Below are 18,133 nucleotides of genomic sequence, written 5' to 3'. Positions count from 1 at the left end.
TTTCCTCTCTAAGCCGGATCCGGCTGCTGCGACAGAGTACGGATCTCGTCCATGACGGCCCGACAGATCTTCTCGACTCTCTCCTTTACGTTCGTCGACTCTGTTTCAAGCCGCGCGAGCGGGAGTCCCTGGGACGCACCCTTTATCTCCTTCCCATTGATGTTCGCCGTGAACCGTCGCCCGCTCTTCCCCAGCCACCATTTGACCTCAAGTAGCAGAGAAAATCCCTCATCGGACGGACCGCAATAGTCCTCCAACGCATACCTGCGCGTGAGGTTTATGTCGGGCTGGCCGAGAGCGAACCCGTCCGTGTCAAATACCGGGTCGGCGCGGAACCGATCCCAGTCCGGAGATTGCAGGACGGCACGACCTTTCATCGTGCACGAGCCCGCGACGATAAAGGAAGTTCCCGTGCAGTCGCGGAAAAGTGGCACGAACTTCTCCATACGCTGGTCGAGGGTCTTCACTGTGGGACGAACGTCCGAGTCGTAGATGGCGTCAACGGTTTCGGCGTCGGACTTGATCGTCTCGCGAGGCCTTCGGCTCTCCACGAACAAGAACATCTCCTTGTCCAGGTCCTCCGGGCCCGCGATCGGCTCGCCCCGGGCCGCGCGGACGCCGAGATCGAGCGACCATAGCAGTTGAGCCCGCATGAAGTCGGCGAGCGGCTGGCCGTTTCCCGCATCCGCCTGCCTAAGGGCAGCGAGGTAGCGGTCGCGGTCCTCGCTCTTGATCACAATGGGAAGCAGGTCTTTGCGCAGCAGGATGTAGTTCGTGATGAGTCGCGCGGTGCGCCCGTTGCCGTCGTCGAAGGGATGGATGTTAACGAACGACCAGTGCGATTCGGCCAGGAACGCCGGGAGCGAGTCGTCCGTCTGGGCCAGGCCATTGCGGAAGCGGCGTAACCATTCCTCCATCCGTGAGGGCGTCTCCTCGGGTTCCGCGAACCGGTGAAGTTCCCCCGTGCGCGTCCGGACATGATTCGGCTGCTTCTTGTACTTCCCGGGCTCGATCCACTTGCGCGTCCTGTCACCGTCGGGGGTCTCGACCCACTTCCAGAAGGGCTCCTTGAGGAGAATTCGGTTCAGATCTCTGACGTCACCTTCGGTCAGGGGTTGTTCGTCGGTTGCGAGTCTGCGGACATGGTCGATCGCGACGTTGTGCGCCTTCATCTCCTCGTAATCGCGAAACGGACGAGAACCGGCGGTCTGGCCATGGATCAGGAGAAGCTCTGTCTCGGAGTACGTAAGCGTGTTCCCCTCGATGTGATTGCTGTTGTAGTTCCACTCGAGGCGGAACTTCGTCCACAGATGTTGCTCGTCCTCGGGTGCGATTTTTTCGCGAACCTCGTGCCATTCGGCGATGGCGGCGGCGAGTTCGTTCATTGCGCGGGTCTGGAGATCTGCCGTCGGCTTCACGCGGAGACGCCGAGGGCGGCGGCTTCGAGGGCGGCGTCGACCTTGGCGAGCTTGGCGGCGTCGGCGGGCTGCAGCGGGCTGCGGGGGCTGCCGCCGTAGAGGCCGAGGCGGTCGAGCGCGGCTTTGACCGCGGCGATGCCTCCCTCGGCCACGAGGCTCTTGTGGAGCGGCGCCACGCGTTCCTGCATGGCTCCGGCGCGGCGGTGGTCGCCCTCCTTCCAAGCGTCGTAGATCTGGCAGCAGGAGCGGGTCGCGATCACGGCCACGCCCAGGATGCCGCCGGCCGCCCCGGCTTCGAGCGCCGCGTAGAGGAGCGCGCCGGAGCCCACGAGCACCTGCGCGTTGCGGCCGCACGCCTCGGTGAGTTGGCCGAGGTTCCGGAGGTCTCCCGAGGAATCCTTGATCCCGATGATGTTGGGGTGTTCGACGAGCCGGCCCACGAGATCCGGCGTCAGGTGCACGGGCACGAACTGGGGGATGTGGTAGAGGACGACGGGCACGGGCGACGCGTCCGCCACCGCGAGGAAGTGATCGCGCACGACATCCGGCCGCATCGCCTTCAGGTAGTATGAGGGAGAGCGCACGAGGACGGCGTTCGCGCCGAGTTCCGCCACCTTGCGGGTCACGAATATCACCTCGCGCGTGGACTCGGCTCCCGTCCCGACGGTCAGCGTACGGTCTCCGATGCGCGCGGCGGTCGTCTCCACCAGCTTCCACAGTTCCCGGCGGTCGAGGAGCGGCGCCTCCCCCGTGGAACCGGCCACGACGATGCCGGCGATCGGGTGTGAGAGCCACTCGCGCAGGTTGTTGTCGAACGCTTCGAGCGCCAGCTCGCCGTCCTCGCCGAACGGCGTGGCCACGGGCGGATGCACACCTGAAAGATCTCTCATGGAACTTCCGAAGTTAGGGTCAGTGGCGGGTCCCACGCGTTCCCGCGGGAACGTCTCCGGGGGTTCGCGCCTCAGGCGGAGTGGCTCGGCGCCTTATCGTCTCGGCGGATGAAGCCTTCGAACAGACCTTCGAGTCTGGCCATGCGTTCACGCAAATCCGTAAGGTCGCGGCGGATCCCCATCAGCACCGGCGCGAATATGCCGACGAGCGCGATGGTCGCCCCGATGATTGTCCAACCTTCTGCCGTCATCACCGTCTCCTCGTGTCTCGGGTTCGTTTTCGGTGTCTCGAACCCAAGTTCCGGGCAGGGCTCAATGTGGTGTCATCGGGGACCGCCTTCAAGGTAGCGGGAGGGATCCGGGGACGTTCCCGCGGGAACGTCGCGGCCGGCGCGGGGCTCAGTAGCCGCGGGTCTTGTCGACCTGGTTTTCGAGGGGCTCGCCGCGCTGGTAGCGGGAGATGTTGCGGACGATGAGGTCCGTCTCGCGCTCCCAGAAGCGGGCGGAGGTGCCGCCCACGTGGGGGGTGATGAGGACGTTCTCCAGGCGCCATAGCGGGTGGTCGACGGGGAGGGGCTCGGTCTCGAACACGTCCAGCATGGCGGCGCGCAGGTGGCCCGCTTTCAGCGCCCGGACGAGGGCGGCCTCATCCACCAGGGTGCCGCGGGCGAGGTTGATGAGCACGGCGCCCGGCTTCATTCGCGCCAGTTCCGCGGCGCCGAGGAGGCCCTCTGTCTCCGGCGTCTCGGGGGCGGTGAGGGCGACGAAGTCCGAGGACTCCAGGAGTGCGGGCAGTTCGTCGGGCCCCGCGAGGCGGTCGAGCTCGGGGGGCTTTGGGCCGACGGTGCGGCGAATGGCCTGAACTCGCATGCGGAGGGCGTGCGCGCGGCGGCCGAGCGCCGATCCGATGCCGCCGTAGCCGATGATGCCGAGCGAGGCCCCGGCCACTTCGCCTGCGGCGGGTGCGGCATGCAGGGGGCTGCGGGGCGAGTTCAGCGCGGACTGGACCCACTCCCGCTCGCGCTGCGCCCGGACCGCGAGGTCCAGGCCGCGGACGAAATACAGGATGCCGGCCATGGCGTGGTCCGCCAGCGAGTCCGCGTACATGCCGGCCGAGTTCGTGAAGATGACGTCGCTCTCCCGCATCTCCTCGAAGAGCGAGTTCCGCGCCCCGGCCGCGCCCGAGTGGAACCAGCGCAGCTTGCGGGCGGCGAGGAAGACGTCTCGCCGGATTCCCCACCCGCAGTAGACCTCCGCGTCGGCCACGGCTTCCAGGAGTTCCGGCGGCGTCACGCGCACGCCGTCGCCCGTCGCCTCGAGCGCGACGCGGACCGACTCGATCTCCCACTCCGGGTCCAGGGCGCCGCGAATGCGTTCGAACGACCACTCCGGCATCGACCAGTGGGGGGTCTCAGGCGCGTACATCCAGATCACGAAGCGGCGCAACGCGACTCCCGGCTCAGCCCTCGCGGACCGTCGCGGCCAGGCCGGGCAGGTCGGAGTCCAGCGTGCGGGGGCCCACGCCCATGCGCTCGCGCACGACCTCCATCGTGCGGGCGGCCTCGGCGCGGGCGCGCTCCGCCCCCGCCGCGAGGATCTCGATCACCCGCTCCGGGTGCGCGCGCAGTTCCGCCGCGCGTTCGCGCACCGGGGCGAGGTCCTCGGCCACGTTGTCCGTGAGCTGCCGCTTGCAGGCGACGCAGCCGATCCCCGCCGTCTGGCAGAGGATCTCGATCTCCTCGCGATCCGCCGGGTCGGTGAAGAACTCGTGCAGGGCGAACACGTTGCACACGTGCGGGTTGCCGGGGTCATCCTTCCGCACCCGCGCCGGGTCCGTGACCGCGGTGCGCAGCCGCGCCCACAGTTCGTCCGGATCGGCGTCCATCCGCACCGTGTTGTCCTTCGACTTCGACATCTTCGCCACGCCGTCGAGCCCGCGGACGCGCGCCCCCGTCCCCACCAGCGTCTCCGGCTCCGGGAAGACATCGCCGAAGCGCGCGTTCCAGCGCCGCGCGACCTCCCGCGACAGCTCGAGATGCTGGCGCTGGTCCTCTCCCACCGGCACGAAGTGCGCCCGGTAGAGGAGGATGTCGGCCGCCTGCAGCACCGGGTAGTTGAGGAGGCCCGCGTTCACCGACTCCCGGCCCTGGGACTTCTCCTTGAACTGCGTCATCCGCCCCAGGTCGCCCACCGGCGTAACCGTGTTGAACAGCCACTGGAGTTCGCTGTGGTAGGGGACGTGCGACTGCGCGAAGAGCGTGCAGCGCTCCGGGTCGATCCCCGACGCCACGAGCGAGACGGTGAGATCGAACACGCGCCGCAGCAGGTCCTCGCGCTCGTACTCGCGGGTGATCGCGTGCAAGTCGACGATGCAGTAGTAGCACTCGTACTCGTCCACCATCGCCGCCCAGCGCCGGAACACCCCCAGGTAGTTCCCGAGATGCGCGTGCCCCGTCGGCTGGATCCCGCTGAAGACCCGCTTGCGCGGCCCCGAAGGGCCCCGGTCGGTCATGGCGTACCGACGCCCGAGGTCTCTCGCGCGCGGATCAGGGCGCCCAGTTCCCGAATCTCCTCGCGGAGACCGGCCACGCTCTCACGCATGTCCCCGCGAAGGGTTGTGACGTCCTCCTGGAGGACCGTCACCTGCGCCTGGATGTACGACACCCGTTCGACGAGTTCGAGGTGCCTCGCGTGAAGGGCGTTCGTCCGGTCCCAGAGGAGAAAGAAGGCTCCCATCCCCACCGTGAGCGCGAGGGCGAGCGAAAAGCCCAGACTCCAGCGCGTCATCGTGATCCCGTTCATCCGCTGAACGTAACCCGTCGGCGTGTCACGCGTAACTCGTGCCGGCGACGCCTGCTAGCTTTCGCGCAGCTTGTTCCAGTTGATGATGAGCGCAAACCCTCCTCCGCCACCGATCACACCCGTAGCGATGGGAACAATCTCCTCGAAGAGGTACCGGATGAGGTCCGTATTGTTCGTGAAAACCAGCACGAGAATCACGGCGACGACGGAGACGAGTGTCAAGCCTCCGAACCGCCCCCAGACACGGCGCCGATCACGACGATCATCGTAGAATCGCGCGTTCGTCTTGTCCGTCAGTTCGATCGACTGCTCGATGTGCTCGGGCTCCAGGACGCCGGAGATGTCGGGCACCTGAGGGTGGTGCGGCGGTGACGTACGCTGAACGAACTTGAACAGTTCGTCGAGCCGGTCGCCGTTCGAGGACATGCTCCTTGCGCCGGTCGCTTCGATCTCATGGCCGCCCGAGCTTGCGGCATCGTGGTTCCGCCCGGATTCGTCGGTCACGGTGTTGCAAGTTGCGCGTCGAACGATCCGTGCAGCTTGAATGGCTCGCCGACGACCTCCCGGACCTGATCACCGATGACGATGCTCGCGTGCCGTCGCAATGCCATCTCGAGGATCTTGAGGATCTCCTCTCGGGAAAGCTCGACACCAAGTTCATCGGCTGCGGCCAGTAGCGTCTGCATGAAATACTGCACGGGGAAGCCTGGCGGCGGTGTCCTGGGGCTTGGGTTGAACGTCTCCGCGATGGCCTGATGGACGGCTCCGGCGATTCGCGAAGCGTCTTCCGGCTTGACTTCCGATACCCGCGACCGATCGTCACTACCTGCGATGCCGCGCTGTCGCATCGGCTTTGCTCCTGTCAGTGGCAAGCCCCCTCCGTCCCGAAGGGGAGCAAGCTAGCTCATCGGGTGGCATCGATCTCGCGATACCGAGTCACACGGAAGATAAGGGCGTCCATCAACGGCGTATCATCGACCGGTCAGGCGTGGGCGGCGTGGGCTTGGAGGATGGCTTCGACGAGGGGGGTGGTGCCGAAGCGGATGGGGTCGGTGGCGGGGAGGCCGGTGACCTTGCGGGCGTGGCGGACGGCGGCGCGGGCTTCGGTCTCGGAGATGTCGTAGGTCGCGAGGGAGACGCCGATCACGCGGCCGGGGACGTCGGGGCAGGCCCAGGCGAGCGCGTCCTCGTAGCGGCGGATCACCTCGTCCAGTTCCGGGAGGACGACCCAACTGTGGTTGCCGCCGTAGATGCGGGGGCGGCTCGGCATCCAGGTGAGGATCATCGCGTGCGGCAGCGTGCCGTGCAGGAGGCCGTGCGTGACGCCGGAGTAGCCGGGGTGCATGAGCGACCCCTGGCCCTCGATGAGGACGATGTCGACCCCCGCGCCGTCCCCGCCGTCCTCGCCGTCCCCGCCGTCCTCGCCCCGTGCCGCCTCCAGCGTGAGGCGTTCGGCGGCGCCGGAGATGAAGTCCGACACCACGGCGTCGACCGCGATCCCCGTGCCCGCGATGAGGATCCCCGTCTGGCCCGTGGCCGCGAAGCCGGCGCGCACCCCCCGGGCCTCAAGGGCGCGCTGCAGTTCGAGCGAGACCGTCATCTTCCCGGTGTTGCAGTCCGTGCCGACCGTGAGCACCCGGAACGCGTCGGTCCCCATGACCCGTCCCGCCCCCACCGGCAGCTCCGGCGGCGGCTTGCGGAGATCAAACAGCGTGCAGCCGTGCCGCTCCGCCAGCGCCGCCAACTGCGGATCGTCGCAGAGGAAGAAGTGAAGGCCGCTGATGATGTCGAGCCCCTCCTCGAGCGCGGCCACGAGCACGGCCCGCCACGCCTCCGGAAGCTGCCCTCCCTGGGGCGCGATCCCCACGAGCAGGGCTTCGGGGCGGGGTTCCGCGGCGAGCGCCTCGGCGAAGGTCGCGACGATGGGGATGTCGCCGCCGAAGCCGAGCGTCTCCCCCACCGTGCTCCCGGCGAAACGGGAATCGATGACGGAACTCACCCGCTCCGGCTGGTAGCGCACGGCGGACGAGGCGGTCTTCGCCGTCTCGACCCCGAAGGCCCCCTCCGCGAGGATCGCGAGCCGGGAGGAGGAGAGCCGCTTCCGCCCCGGGCCCGGGCTCATTCGCTCCCGGCCCGCTCCGTCTCGCCGGACTCGCCCAGCAGTTCGAGGAGTTCCGCCTCGGGAATCTCTTCCGCGTCTGCGGCTTCGGCGGCGTCGCCGGCGTCACCCGCCTCCGACCCGGAATCCGACCCGGCCCCCGCGTCCTCGCCGGCACCGAGCGCCTTCACCTCCTCGGGCTCGGCCGAGGGGAGGAGGCCCATGGAGGCCTTCATCTCCAGCAGCCGGTCCTCCACGGCGGCGTCGCCCCCCGCCTCCAGCGCCTTGAACTCGCTGAGCAGCGTGTCGCCGGTGAGTTCCTCGGTGACCTCCGCGCTCGCGAGCGCCTGGCGCTCCGCCTGCTCGATCTTCTCGGTCATCTGGTCGAAGGCGCGGAAGGCGCTCTTGTCGTGCAGCCCCTGCATCGTGTCGTGGATGCGCTTCTGGGCCTCCGCGCGCTTCTGCTTCGCGATGAGGAGATTCTTCTTGCGCTTCGCCTCCTCGATCTTCGCGTTCAGTTGCCGCAGCGAGTCCTTGAGCTTCTCCGTCTCGGCGCGGTGGTTCTGCCACTGCGTCTCCAGTTCGCGCGCGTGCTCGGCGTGCTCCTGCCCGCGCACGAGCGCCTGGCGCGCGAGGTCGTCGCGCCCCTCACGGATCGCGAGCCGCGCCCGCCGCTCCCACTCCTGCGCCGTCGAGCGCGACTCCTCGAACTGCGCCCGCAGCTTGCGCTCGTCGGCGATCGCGACCGCCACCTCCTGCTTCGCCTGGGCGAGCTGGCGGCGCATGTCCTCGATAATCGTGGTGAGCATCTTCTCGGGGTTTTCGGCCCGAGCGATGAGGTCGTTGAGGTTCGATCGAATCAGCCGGGAAAGTCGGTCCAGGACACCCATGGTGTATGCTCGTTTCCTGTGCTTGCTCTTCAGTCGTTCGGAATGTCGACGGTGAGGCTGTCCCAGTGGGACGTCAGCGCGAGGGTGAGGCTCTCGAGCGTGGCGCGGAACTCGGAGAAGTCCAGGTTCTCCAGTTCGAGCGTGTCGCTCAGGATGACCTCGCCGTCCTCGAGGCCGTAGGCCCCGTGGATGAGGTCCACCGCGTTCAACTCCAGGAGCCTCCGGTAGAGCGCGAGCTGGTCCTCATCGTCGATCGGGAGGTCGCGGATGTCCGCGCGACACACGAGGACGGGCGGCTGGTAGTTCACCAGGATCCTCGGCTGCCGGGCCGCGCTCGCGCCGTCCGGGTGGACGATCCACAGGCCTTCGTCGAGTTCCTGGTAGTCCGCTTCCGTGCGGATGAGGAAGCTCTCTATGTCTTCTCTGTTCAGCATCAGTTCGGTCCCCGCATTCGTGAATCGGGTCGCCCTTCCGGGCGAGACTCATGCGATGGCGCTCCGCCCGCGAGTCCGCCGCCGAGTCCGCCGCCCTCGCGCCCGCCGCCCTCAAGGAGGCGGGTCATGAAGCGCTGCTCCTCCGTCAGCCGGTCCACCTGGCTCGCCAGCAGCGCGACATGTTCGCGCAGACGCTCGATCTCGTCGTCCCCGCCCGGCGCCACCGGCGTGGGCGAGGGGCGGGCCGCGAACCACTTCTGGGCCACTTCCCCGAACGTGACGAGCGCCACGATGATGATGATGAAGACGAAGACGCTCATCGCCGTCCTTGCCGCAACTGGTGCCATCCGGAACCGGCCGCCATCGGTGCACGGAATCTACGAGGCGGCCCGAACCGGAGTTTCCCCGCGGCCGGCCGCGCAAGCCGCCGGCGGCGGGCCATGATAACGCCGAACCCCCCGCCACGTAAGCTAGGTGGGCTGACCGGCCTCGCCGCCGCCGCCGAAACCGATCGTTGGGCGGCGGCGGTCGATCTCGTCCAGGCGTATCTCGACGCGATCGAAGCGCCGGTGGACCGCACCGAACATGTCGTCGTAGTGGTCGCGGTCGTCGGCCGCGCGTTCGCGCATGGCCAGGACGGACTCTCGCACGCCGCTGAGGATCGTCTCGACGGCGTTTCGCAACTCGGCCACGGTCGCGGCCCTGTCTTCCTGTGCGTTTCCGCGGGTCGTCAACGGTGTCTTCTCCCTGTTCCGCCCGGTGAACGTTAGCCGTGTCGGCACGGTCACACAAAAGATCGTGGAAGCGATCAACGGGTTATCAAGAGAAGACGGCAGCGGCAGTGGGGCTCTATTATGGTGCGATGAGAAACCCGAACCCTTACGCCATTCGACCCCGGAGACGGAAGCCGAAGGGGCGCCATCCGGACAAGGCGCTTTCGGCCCAGTTCGTGCGCGCGGCGCCGCCGGGGCGGTACTGCGACGGCAACACGCTGTACCTGTTCGTGCAGCGGAGCGGCGCGCGGAGCTGGGTGCAGCGCCTCGTCATCCGCGGGCGGCGCCACGACCTCGGGCTCGGCAGCGTCGCGCTCGTCTCGCTGTCGGAGGCGCGGGTGAAGGCGCGGGCGAACCGCAAGCTGGCCCGCGAAGGCGGCGACCCGCTCGCCGAGCGGCGGCGCGCCCGGAACGTGCCCAGCTTCGCCGACGCGGCCGCGCGCGTCCTGGGGCAGAAGCAGGCCGGCTGGCGCAGCGAGAAGCACGCGAGCGACTGGATGGCGAGCCTCCACCGCTACGCCTTCCCGCGCATCGGCAAGGTGGCCGTGTCGGAGGTAACGAGCGCCGACCTGCTCGAGATCCTCTCCCCGATCTGGTACACGAAGGCGGCCACGGCCCGGGTCGTGCTGCAGCGCGTTCGCGCGGTGCTGGACTGGGCGGTCGCGATGGAGTTCCGCGACGCCAACCCCTGCGACCAGTTGAAGCCCGTGCTCGGCTCGCAGAACCGCGTGATCCGGCACATGCGGGCCCTGCCGCACCGGGAGGTCGCGGCGGCCATCCGGGAGGTGGGCCGGTCGAGGCGGTCGGTCGCCGGCCCGCTCGCCTTCGAGTTCCTCGTGCTCACGGCGGCGCGCTGGGGCGAGGTGCGGTGGGCCGAGTGGGAGGAGATGGACCACGACGCCAGGGTGTGGACGGTGCCTGCGGCGCGCATGAAGTCGAAGCGCGAGCACCGCGTGCCCCTGTGCCCCCGCGCCATGGAGATCCTCGACCGCGCGCGAACGATCGACTGCGACGGTCCGTTCGTGTTCACCCGCGGCGGCGCGAAACCGCTGTCGGAGAAAACGCTGAGGCGGCTCCTGAAGAAGCACGAGGTCCCGGCCGTGCCGCACGGTTTCCGGTCGAGCTTTCGCGACTGGGCCGCCGAGAAAACGGACCACCCGCGCGAGGTCGTCGAGGCCGCCCTGGCGCACGTCGTGCACAACAGGGTCGAGGCCGCGTACCGGCGCACGGACCTGTTCGAGCGCCGCCGCCACCTCATGAACGACTGGGCCGCCTACCTGGCCGACGACCGGAATCGCGGTTGAGGGATTAAATGAGGTAATTGACCCCATCATCACATCCTCAACACATTGATTTGCAGACAGTTATGAGATTCTAGCCGCTGTCACTATCACAGCGGCCGATCCCGCGGGCCTCCTGGCGAACCAGGGATTCAGCGTCACGGTGGGCGGTCAGGACCCCGCCACGGTGGTGATTTCCAGGCTCCTGGACGCGAATCGCCAGCTGATCGGCGACCCGTCGGACATCTCCGGCACGATCTACGTGCTCCTCGACGTGCAGCCCAACGAGGAGACCGTGGCGGACATCGCCCTGACGCTGAACGGCGAGACCGTCACGCCGCTGTGCCGAGGCACCGCGGGCGACGCGGCCTCCGCCATTCCGGGTCTCGCCGAGACCGGCGCGAGCGTCGAGGTCGAGTGCCAGCTCAAGACCAGCGCCGCCATGACGAACGAGTGCGTGGGTCTGCAGATCGATCCGAAGTACGCCAACGGCGACTACGAGCTGAGCGCCTACGTCGAGACGACCAGGGGCGACAAGCGCGAGGCGTTCGCCGGCCAGCAGATCGCGCTCAACAACAGCGGGTACGTGATGGTCGCGCATTCGCCGGGCGGCATGTCCGAGGTCGGAGAGCACACGAACGGCCTCACCTTCTACGGCGGCCCCGTCGCCGAGGGCAACGTGAATCAGTTCCACGCCTGCCCGGTGGCGTACGACGGCACGATCGTCGGGAAGATGCGGCTGTCCTCGAAGACCACCGACACCAGCCAGAATGACGTGGCCGGGCCCTCGCTGAGCTTCAGGGAGACCCGCTTCGGCTCGGACACTCCGTCCAAGGAAGCGCCGTTCACGTGGACGGCGGGCACGGACTGGTGGAGCCCCAACCTCGGCCTGGAGAACATGGCGGGCGAGACCGAGACGTGGGTCATCAACGATGGTCTCATCACCGACCCGGACGGCCGCGACGTCACCGCGACGTTCCGCTCGGGCGGCATGGCCATGACGGGGCCGCTGCACTTCGACTTCAAGGCTCCGGCGCGCGCCAATACTTCGCAGGTCGTGGTCACGACCTCGAACAATCCCGCACATGCCAGCTGGACTCCGGCGACCGACCCGATGTACTACCGCGACGGCTCGGGTGGGAGCGTCCGGCGTTTCCGGATCACGGAAATGTCCGACATGGGCGTCGGGCACGTGTACGGCATGACTTCGGCGATCGCGGTCGGTGACTGCGGCGTGGGCGCCAACGCCGACACGCGCGGCGCCACGGCATTCGTTCCGCTGGACGAGGATGCCGCGAACGTGACGCTGATCAGCCAGCTGCCCGAGGAAGACCCGGTGGCCGATGGCGTCGCCGACGGCGGCGGGTACGACTGCTTCGTGGCCGAGGTCCAGTCTCTGGCCGACCGGCTGGGGAACGCCGTCGGTCTCGGCAACGTGCCGAGGATCCGTACGGCCACGACCTTCGGCGTGGACCGCACGCCGCCCGTGATCAGCCGCAAGCGGCCCTCCGAGCCGATCGTGCTGTCGAGCAACATGCTTCACTTCGAGGTCGAAGAGCCGCGGCTCGGGACCGGCGAAGACGGCAGCCAGCTCGCTGGCACGGTGACCGCCTGGGCCGGCAGCTCGAGCATCAACTCCAGCCGGGTTTACTGGGGTCGTGGCGGAAGCGTGACGTTCCCGGTCTCCGACAACGGCTCGGCCGAGATCGACATTACGCCGGCCGACGGGAGCTTCTTCGCCCGCGAACAGAGTCACACGGTGTACGCCTGGACGGCAGACCGGGCCGGCAACGGGGCGTCGACGACGTTCACGTTCATCCGCGACCAGACGGATCCGGCGCTCTCGCTGTCCGCGGTGCCGAACAACTTCGGCGCCACCACGGCGGCCTCGATCAGCGTGGCCGTGGCGGGGACGCTGAGCGACGCGACCGAGATCCGGCGCGCGTTCCTGAGTGTCCACAAGGGCGACACCTGCGATATGGACAGCGATCCGTTGCCCGCCACGCAGGCGGCCGGCCCGGTGCGGCGGCTCGATAACGGCAGCAACACGATCGAGTTCTCCGAGGTCTTCACGATCAAGCAGGGCGGCGATCTCGGCCCGACGGACTACTGCTTCTATCTGCATGCCGAGGACGATGCCCGCGACGCGGATGACCGCGCGGCCGTGAACGACTACAGCGACCAGGTCGCGACGTTCAGCGTCGGCTGGCCCGGAACGCCGCCAACGGCACCGACTCCAGGCCCGACGTTCGAGTTCACGACTGTGGCCGGAGCGGCCATCGCCGGGGCGCTCGAGGTGACCGAGGGCGATGCGACCGGCGTCCAGTACGCCGTCTCGCTGACGGCGGGCGACACCGCGATGGTGACGCTCACCACGTCGCCCGGAGTCGTCGTGGCTCCCACGACGCTGTCCTTCCCCAACACGAACGTGACGGGTGCGGACACGCTGCTCGTGACGGTCACGACCAGGCACGATCTCGACATCCTGACGGACATGGGCACGGTCTCCCACTCGGCGACCGGATACGCCGCCGCGTCGGTGGCGGTGGAGTCGCAGGACGACGACTTCGAGATCATGGTCAGCCCATCGTCGATCCGTGAGGATGACGGTCCCACGGCGGTGGTGGTGACCGTGAACGCCGGCGAGGCGGCGGACGTTTCAGCCGCTATAGTCGTTGGCCTCGCTGAGGGCCCGGATACGGGCACGGCAAACACTGACCTCGAAACTGCCAGCGCCGGCGAGGCGTCCGTGACGGTCAGTGCGACGACGCGGACGGGGGTGGACACGGTCATGGTGGATGCGGCCGACGACTCCACGCGCGGCGAGGAGAACGAGTCGATCGTACTGACCATGACGACGCCGACGAGCACCGTGGGGGGCGAAGGCGTGTACGCCGAGCCCACCAACATCATGATCATGGACGACGATCCCGACGTGACGTTGTCGCTGAGTCAGAGCGAGGTTGACGAGGATGCGGGCACCGTAACGGTGACGATCACGGCGACGGCGGACGCGCCGGTGGACGGGATCACCACCTTTGGGCTCGCCCTCACAGGTACGGCGACGGGTGGCGGTACCGACTATGCCGATCCCGACGGGGCGTCGCTGGCGCTGACGATCAACCGCGGCAGCACGACGGGGACGACAAGCGTGACGCTGACGATCACGGACGACGGCGACGACGAGTCCAACGAGACGATCATCTTCGATGATGCGGACGGCGCGTTGGTCGGAACCAAGAGGTACACGGTCGGCCCCGCGACGCTGACGATCATGGATAACGACGACACCTAACCCCAGCGGTCTCTGACGAGAGGCATCACGGAAGGGGGTCCCGCGCAGTGTGCGGGACCCCCTTCTTTTCTTTGAACTCCTCCGGAGTATTTCGATGAAAGACCTTCGCCTCGCCCGGCTTCCGCTACGACGCGTCGGTTCCGCGTCGTTCCTCTGCGCTCTCATCGCGGGCCTCGCTTCATGCGGCGGGGAGCCGACGATGCCCCCACCGCCGCCGCCCCCTCCCCCGCAGCCCCCGGTCCGGGTGAGCACGATTCCCGCTCAGACCGTCAACGTCGGGGAGTCGGTCGAGGTCGACGTCGCCTCCTACTTCCTCGACCCGGACGGAGGGCCGCTGACCTACTCGGCGGCGACGTCCGCCCCGGCCGTGGTCTCCGTCTCGATATCCGGCAGCAGCCTGACCATGGTCGGCGTGGCGGACGGCCAGGCGACGGTGACCGTGACGGCGACGGATCCGGGCGGGCTGAGCGCGACGCAGAGCGTGAACGTAACGGTGCAGACGCCCAACCGCGCCCCGGAGCCGTCGGGCTCGATTCCCGCCCAGAGCGTCCAGGCGGGGCAGACGCTGACGCTCGAGGTGGCCGGGTACTTCAGCGATCCAGACGGCGACGCGCTCGGGTATGGCGCCACGACCTCGGCCGCCGGCGTGGTCTCCGTCTCGATCTCCGGCAGCACGCTGACCCTGGTTGGGGTGGCGCAGGGCACGGCGACCGTGAACGTGACGGCGACGGATCCGGGCGGGCTGAGCGCGTCTCAGGGCATCGGCGTGACGGTGACGAGGCCCAACCGGGCGCCGACGGCGTCCGGCTCGATCCCCGCCCAGAGTCTCAACCCCGGGCGGACCGCGACGCTCGACGTGACTTCGTACTTCAGCGATCCGGACGGCGACACGCTCACCTATCGCCCCGCCACGTCGAACGCCGGCGTCGTGTCGGTCAGCGTGTCCGGCAGCACCGTGACGTTCGTCGGGGTGTCGGAGGGCACGGCGACGGTGACCGTGACGGCCACCGACCCGGGCGGCCTGAGCGCGACGCAGAGCGTTGCCGTGACGGTGCAGACGGCCAACCGCGCGCCGACGGCGGTCGGCGCGGTCCCGCCGCAGCGCCTCAATGCCGGGCGCACGGCGAGGATCGACATGGCCGGGTACTTCACCGATCCGGACGGCGACCGGCTCAGATTCGCGGAGGAGACATCGGACGCCGCCGTGGTGCTGGCGTCGATGTCCCGCAACACGCTGACGATGATCGGCGTGGCCGGAGGCACGGCCACGGTGACCGTGACGGCGACCGACACCGGCGGCTTGACCGCCACGCAGACCATCCAGGTCTCCGTCACCGGGCGGGCGGGCGGCTTCCGGGAGGACTTCGATACTCCCGCGAGTCTCAACGACTGGGAGATCAACAACGCCGACGCGGTGGTGCCGGTGGTGCCGCCCGCCGACAGCCTCTTGCAGTTGACCAACCGCGTCACGGGCCGGCTGGGGACCGCGGAACGCCGGTTGCCGCCCAAGTTGCGGGCGTGGGAACTCTCCGCGGAGATCAGCCGCGCCGCGGGCTCGGCGGAGGCGACCCCCGGCCTGATCTGGTTCACGACCCACAGCCGGTTCCTCGCCGTTCGGCTGCTCCTGCCGAGGCCGGCCGCGGCTTCAGACATGAACTACGAGTTCGCGGTCTTCGATGGCGGGCAGAACGCCTGGGTCACGGTGGAGAACCTGTCCGGGCGCTCGAACAGCATCGCGGCGGCCCCGAATGCCTATGATCACATCCGGCTGGCGCATGACGCGACGGGCGGAGGCTTCTTCGTGTTCGAGGTCGGCGGGGGCACCGCGATCTTCAGGGTCAGCCTGGACGCGTCGCTGGGCGGCATTCGCCTGGGCGACATCCTGGAAGGCGTCGTGGACATCTGGCTGGCGAACCAGGGCCCCATCGGTCTCACGGCGCTGTTCGACTGGGTGGAGCTGTCCGGCGAGGAGATCGGCGCCGACGTCGCGAGCGACGTGGACGCCGCGCACGCCGATCGCGTGCGGGCGCTCGCCGGCGCCCCGGCCGCGAACCGGATCCGGGTGAGCGGCGCGGTGGACCGGACCGGCGGCAGGCCCTAGCGATTCGATCGCGATGCGTGGCGGCGAACGGGCCGAGTCGATGCGACGGTTGACTGGAACCGCGCGCCTGACCGCGGTCCTGGTGGGGATCGCCGCGTGCGGAGGAGACGGGATGGCCCCCCCGGCCGTCCCGCCGCCTCCGCCGACTCCCCCCCCGCCGCCCCCGCAGTCCGCTCCGGTCGCGGTGGGCTCGATCGCCGACCGAACCGTCGACGCGGGGCAGACGTTCACGGTCGACGTGTCGTCGAACTTCCGCGATCCGGACGGCGACGCGCTCAGCTACGCCGCGGCGTCGAGCGACGAGGGCGTGGCCATGGCGCGCGCGGCGGGAAGCCAGGTGAACGTGGAGGCGGTCGGGCCGGGCACCGCGTCGGTAACGGTGACGGCGTCCGACCCGGGCGGCCGGACGGCCGCGCAGAGCTTCGGCGTCGCCGTGCGCGGCAGCTTCGAGGACGACTTCGGCTCCGCCGCCAGCCTCGCCGACTGGACGGAGCGCAACAACACGGGCATCTCCGTCGGCGGCGGCGTGCTCAGCGTGACGAACCGCACGCAGGGCCGGCTGGGGATCGCCGAGCGCACCGCGACGCCGACCCTGGCCTCCTGGGGGATTCAGGCCAGGATGGGACGGACGACGCGCCGGGCGAGCCCGGGCGTGGTGTCGGTCACGGGCCACCGCCGGTTCACGGCCGCCCGCCTCGTGTTGCGGACGATCGACGATTCGGGCAGGAGCCGCTCCGGCGACGCGGCCCGCGCCTCCGCGAACTACGAGTTCGCCCTGTTCGACCGCGACACGCGCGAGTGGGTCCGGATCGCGAACATGTCCGGCAGGTCGGCCGAGGTCCGCGAGGCGCCGAACGAGTTCACGGACGTCTCGTTCGGGCACGAAGGGGCGGACTTCGTCGGGTACGCCGGCGCGGGCAACGCCGAGGAACTCTTCCGGTTCGATCTGGACGACTCGAGCGTCGACGGCGTCGCGCTGCGGGAGGTTCTCGAGTACGTGACGGGCGTCTGGCTCGTGAACCAGGGCGACGCGGGCCTGACCGCGCTCCACGACCGGGTGGAGGTGACGGGCACCGGCAGCAGCGCCACCGCGCCCGACGTGGCCGAGGTGGCCGCGGCGCTCGACGCGGCCATCCGCAGCGTGAGCGTCGGAGGCCCGGACGCGGACCGCGCCGCACTCGTGGCGCTCTACGAGGCGACCGGCGGACCCAACTGGACGAACAACGACGGCTGGCTGACGGACGCCCCCGTGCACGACTGGCACGGCGTCGAGGAGACGGACGCCCTGGGCCGGGTGAGGGCGCTGCATCTCGACGAGAACAATCTGGCGGGCGAGCTTCCACCCGAAATCGGGAACCTCACCGCCCTGCGCAGGTTGTTCGTTTCGAGAAACCGGCTCGTCGGTACGATCCCGCCCGAAATCGGGAACCTCACCGCCCTTGAAAGCTTGTCCGCCGAGGATAACGAGCTGATGGGCGAGATCCCGCCCGAAATCGGCGGCCTCGCCGCCCTGCGCAGCCTGTGGGTACCGAGAAACCAGCTTGTCGGTGCGATCCCGCCCGAATTCGGCAACCTGGCTGCTCTTGTGACACTGTCCCTCGGCGATAACGGGTTGACAGGCGAGATCCCGCGCGAGTTCGGCCGCCTTGCCAATCTCGACTGGATGAACCTCGGCGGGAACCGCCTGACGGGCGAGATTCCGCCCGAACTCGGCACACGTCTTCCAGTGTAGTCCGGCAAGGTTTACCATGTAGGCCATAACACGTTATTGGACAACGTGTTCTGTAGGATACGCTGCGTCCGGGCGTCCCTTGCGGTCCATCGCCATCCCGTGTATTCTTCCCGGTGTAGTGCTGCAATGAGTGATACACCACAAGGAAGGAACCCACCATGAAGCGACCGAGGACACTCTCCGCCGCGTTTGTGCGGACGGTCAACCGGCCCGGCGTCTACGGCGACGGGCGTGGCGGACGCGGGCTGAGCCTCCGGGTTCACCGGACATTGGATGGCCGGATCACCAAGACATGGCGGCAGCGCGTCAGGATCGAGGGGCGGCTCACCTCGATCGGACTCGGGCCGTATCCCGAGGTGACGCTCGCCGAGGCCCGCCAGAAGGCGCTGGACAACAGCCGGGGCGTCCTCTTGGGCCAGG

At 68.8% G+C, this 18,133-nt stretch carries 18 protein-coding genes; 5 read left to right on the top strand and 13 right to left on the bottom strand.

Features of this window, described 5'->3' with window-relative positions; all coding sequences use genetic code 11:
• Positions 1-8: 8 nt before the first annotated feature.
• The 13 genes from RN743_RS14785 to RN743_RS14725 all read right to left on the bottom strand — a co-directional run bounded on the left by RN743_RS14785 (position 9) and on the right by RN743_RS14725 (position 9,266).
• Entirely contained in the window at positions 9-1,418 is a 1,410-nt protein-coding gene (locus tag RN743_RS14785) for a Fic family protein (RefSeq protein ID WP_310780949.1), read from the bottom strand.
• Positions 1,415-2,308, bottom strand: coding sequence for a dihydrodipicolinate synthase family protein (locus RN743_RS14780; protein WP_310780947.1), 894 nt, complete (start codon positions 2,306-2,308; stop codon positions 1,415-1,417). The genes RN743_RS14785 and RN743_RS14780 overlap by 4 nt, the downstream gene beginning before the upstream one ends.
• 71 nt (positions 2,309-2,379) lie before the next feature.
• Positions 2,380-2,559 carry a hypothetical protein gene (locus RN743_RS14775; RefSeq protein WP_310780945.1) on the bottom strand — a complete coding sequence of 60 codons (180 nt, stop codon included), beginning with the start codon at positions 2,557-2,559 and terminating at the stop codon, positions 2,380-2,382.
• Between the two features lie 148 nt (positions 2,560-2,707).
• Positions 2,708-3,754, bottom strand: a complete 1,047-nt coding sequence (locus RN743_RS14770; RefSeq protein ID WP_310780944.1) for a D-2-hydroxyacid dehydrogenase — start codon at positions 3,752-3,754, stop codon at positions 2,708-2,710.
• 13 nt (positions 3,755-3,767) lie between these two features.
• Entirely contained in the window at positions 3,768-4,820 is a 1,053-nt protein-coding gene (gene trpS, locus RN743_RS14765) for a tryptophan--tRNA ligase (RefSeq protein WP_310780942.1), read from the bottom strand.
• Complete coding sequence (locus tag RN743_RS14760) at positions 4,817-5,110, bottom strand: hypothetical protein (RefSeq protein WP_310780941.1); 294 nt, start codon at positions 5,108-5,110, stop codon at positions 4,817-4,819. The genes trpS and RN743_RS14760 overlap by 4 nt, the downstream gene beginning before the upstream one ends.
• Before the next feature lie 54 nt (positions 5,111-5,164).
• Positions 5,165-5,536, bottom strand: a complete 372-nt coding sequence (locus tag RN743_RS14755) for a hypothetical protein (RefSeq protein ID WP_310780940.1) — start codon at positions 5,534-5,536, stop codon at positions 5,165-5,167.
• 74 nt (positions 5,537-5,610) lie between these two features.
• A complete protein-coding gene (locus tag RN743_RS14750; RefSeq protein ID WP_310780939.1) occupies positions 5,611-5,958 on the bottom strand; it encodes a hypothetical protein in 348 nt (115 codons plus the stop codon).
• Positions 5,959-6,092: 134 nt separating this feature from the next.
• Positions 6,093-7,232: a DUF1611 domain-containing protein gene (locus tag RN743_RS14745; RefSeq protein ID WP_310780938.1), complete on the bottom strand. Its 1,140-nt coding sequence runs from the start codon at positions 7,230-7,232 to the stop codon at positions 6,093-6,095.
• Positions 7,229-8,098 (bottom strand): PspA/IM30 family protein, encoded by an 870-nt coding sequence (locus RN743_RS14740; protein ID WP_310780936.1) that lies wholly within the window; start codon positions 8,096-8,098, stop codon positions 7,229-7,231. The genes RN743_RS14745 and RN743_RS14740 overlap by 4 nt, the downstream gene beginning before the upstream one ends.
• 29 nt (positions 8,099-8,127) lie before the next feature.
• A complete protein-coding gene (locus RN743_RS14735) occupies positions 8,128-8,532 on the bottom strand; it encodes a CesT family type III secretion system chaperone (protein ID WP_310780935.1) in 405 nt (134 codons plus the stop codon).
• Positions 8,532-8,852, bottom strand: a complete 321-nt coding sequence (locus RN743_RS14730; protein ID WP_310780934.1) for a hypothetical protein — start codon at positions 8,850-8,852, stop codon at positions 8,532-8,534. The genes RN743_RS14735 and RN743_RS14730 overlap by 1 nt, the downstream gene beginning before the upstream one ends.
• A gap of 150 nt (positions 8,853-9,002) precedes the next feature.
• The gene (locus tag RN743_RS14725; protein WP_310780932.1) at positions 9,003-9,266 is read right to left on the bottom strand and encodes a hypothetical protein; all 264 of its coding nucleotides are present in this window, start codon (positions 9,264-9,266) and stop codon (positions 9,003-9,005) included.
• A gap of 128 nt (positions 9,267-9,394) precedes the next feature.
• Between RN743_RS14725 and RN743_RS14720 the strand changes: the two genes are divergently transcribed.
• The 5 genes from RN743_RS14720 to RN743_RS14700 all read left to right on the top strand — a co-directional run.
• On the top strand, positions 9,395-10,609 hold the full coding sequence (locus RN743_RS14720) for an integrase arm-type DNA-binding domain-containing protein (RefSeq protein WP_310780931.1): 1,215 nt from the start codon (positions 9,395-9,397) through the stop codon (positions 10,607-10,609).
• Positions 10,610-10,748: 139 nt separating this feature from the next.
• The gene (locus RN743_RS14715; protein WP_310780930.1) at positions 10,749-13,880 is read left to right on the top strand and encodes a hypothetical protein; all 3,132 of its coding nucleotides are present in this window, start codon (positions 10,749-10,751) and stop codon (positions 13,878-13,880) included.
• A gap of 94 nt (positions 13,881-13,974) precedes the next feature.
• Complete coding sequence (locus RN743_RS14710) at positions 13,975-15,981, top strand: putative Ig domain-containing protein (protein ID WP_310780928.1); 2,007 nt, start codon at positions 13,975-13,977, stop codon at positions 15,979-15,981.
• 49 nt (positions 15,982-16,030) lie between these two features.
• Entirely contained in the window at positions 16,031-17,713 is a 1,683-nt protein-coding gene (locus tag RN743_RS14705) for a putative Ig domain-containing protein (RefSeq protein WP_310780927.1), read from the top strand.
• A 158-nt stretch (positions 17,714-17,871) separates the two neighbouring features.
• The coding region (locus RN743_RS14700; RefSeq protein WP_310780926.1) for an Arm DNA-binding domain-containing protein at positions 17,872-18,133 on the top strand (262 nt) is incomplete at its 3' end.

It is taken from the genome of Candidatus Palauibacter scopulicola (assembly GCF_947581915.1).
Classification (GTDB): domain Bacteria; phylum Gemmatimonadota; class Gemmatimonadetes; order Palauibacterales; family Palauibacteraceae; genus Palauibacter; species Palauibacter scopulicola.
This window is presented reverse-complemented; position numbering and strand designations above follow the sequence as displayed.

What these genes read in the sequence shown, in the direction of transcription:
- RN743_RS14775 (WP_310780945.1), bottom strand. Translation starts at nt 2,559, where the DNA reads ATGACGGCAGAAGGTTGGACAATCATCGGGGCGACCATCGCGCTCGTC.
- RN743_RS14760 (WP_310780941.1), bottom strand. Translation starts at nt 5,110, where the DNA reads ATGAACGGGATCACGATGACGCGCTGGAGTCTGGGCTTTTCGCTCGCC.
- RN743_RS14720 (WP_310780931.1), top strand. Translation starts at nt 9,395, where the DNA reads ATGAGAAACCCGAACCCTTACGCCATTCGACCCCGGAGACGGAAGCCG.
- RN743_RS14735 (WP_310780935.1), bottom strand. Translation starts at nt 8,532, where the DNA reads ATGCTGAACAGAGAAGACATAGAGAGCTTCCTCATCCGCACGGAAGCG.
- RN743_RS14740 (WP_310780936.1), bottom strand. Translation starts at nt 8,098, where the DNA reads ATGGGTGTCCTGGACCGACTTTCCCGGCTGATTCGATCGAACCTCAAC.
- RN743_RS14730 (WP_310780934.1), bottom strand. Translation starts at nt 8,852, where the DNA reads ATGAGCGTCTTCGTCTTCATCATCATCATCGTGGCGCTCGTCACGTTC.
- RN743_RS14750 (WP_310780939.1), bottom strand. Translation starts at nt 5,958, where the DNA reads ATGCGACAGCGCGGCATCGCAGGTAGTGACGATCGGTCGCGGGTATCG.
- RN743_RS14755 (WP_310780940.1), bottom strand. Translation starts at nt 5,536, where the DNA reads ATGTCCTCGAACGGCGACCGGCTCGACGAACTGTTCAAGTTCGTTCAG.
- RN743_RS14745 (WP_310780938.1), bottom strand. Translation starts at nt 7,232, where the DNA reads ATGAGCCCGGGCCCGGGGCGGAAGCGGCTCTCCTCCTCCCGGCTCGCG.
- RN743_RS14710 (WP_310780928.1), top strand. Translation starts at nt 13,975, where the DNA reads ATGAAAGACCTTCGCCTCGCCCGGCTTCCGCTACGACGCGTCGGTTCC.
- trpS (WP_310780942.1), bottom strand. Translation starts at nt 4,820, where the DNA reads ATGACCGACCGGGGCCCTTCGGGGCCGCGCAAGCGGGTCTTCAGCGGG.
- RN743_RS14780 (WP_310780947.1), bottom strand. Translation starts at nt 2,308, where the DNA reads ATGAGAGATCTTTCAGGTGTGCATCCGCCCGTGGCCACGCCGTTCGGC.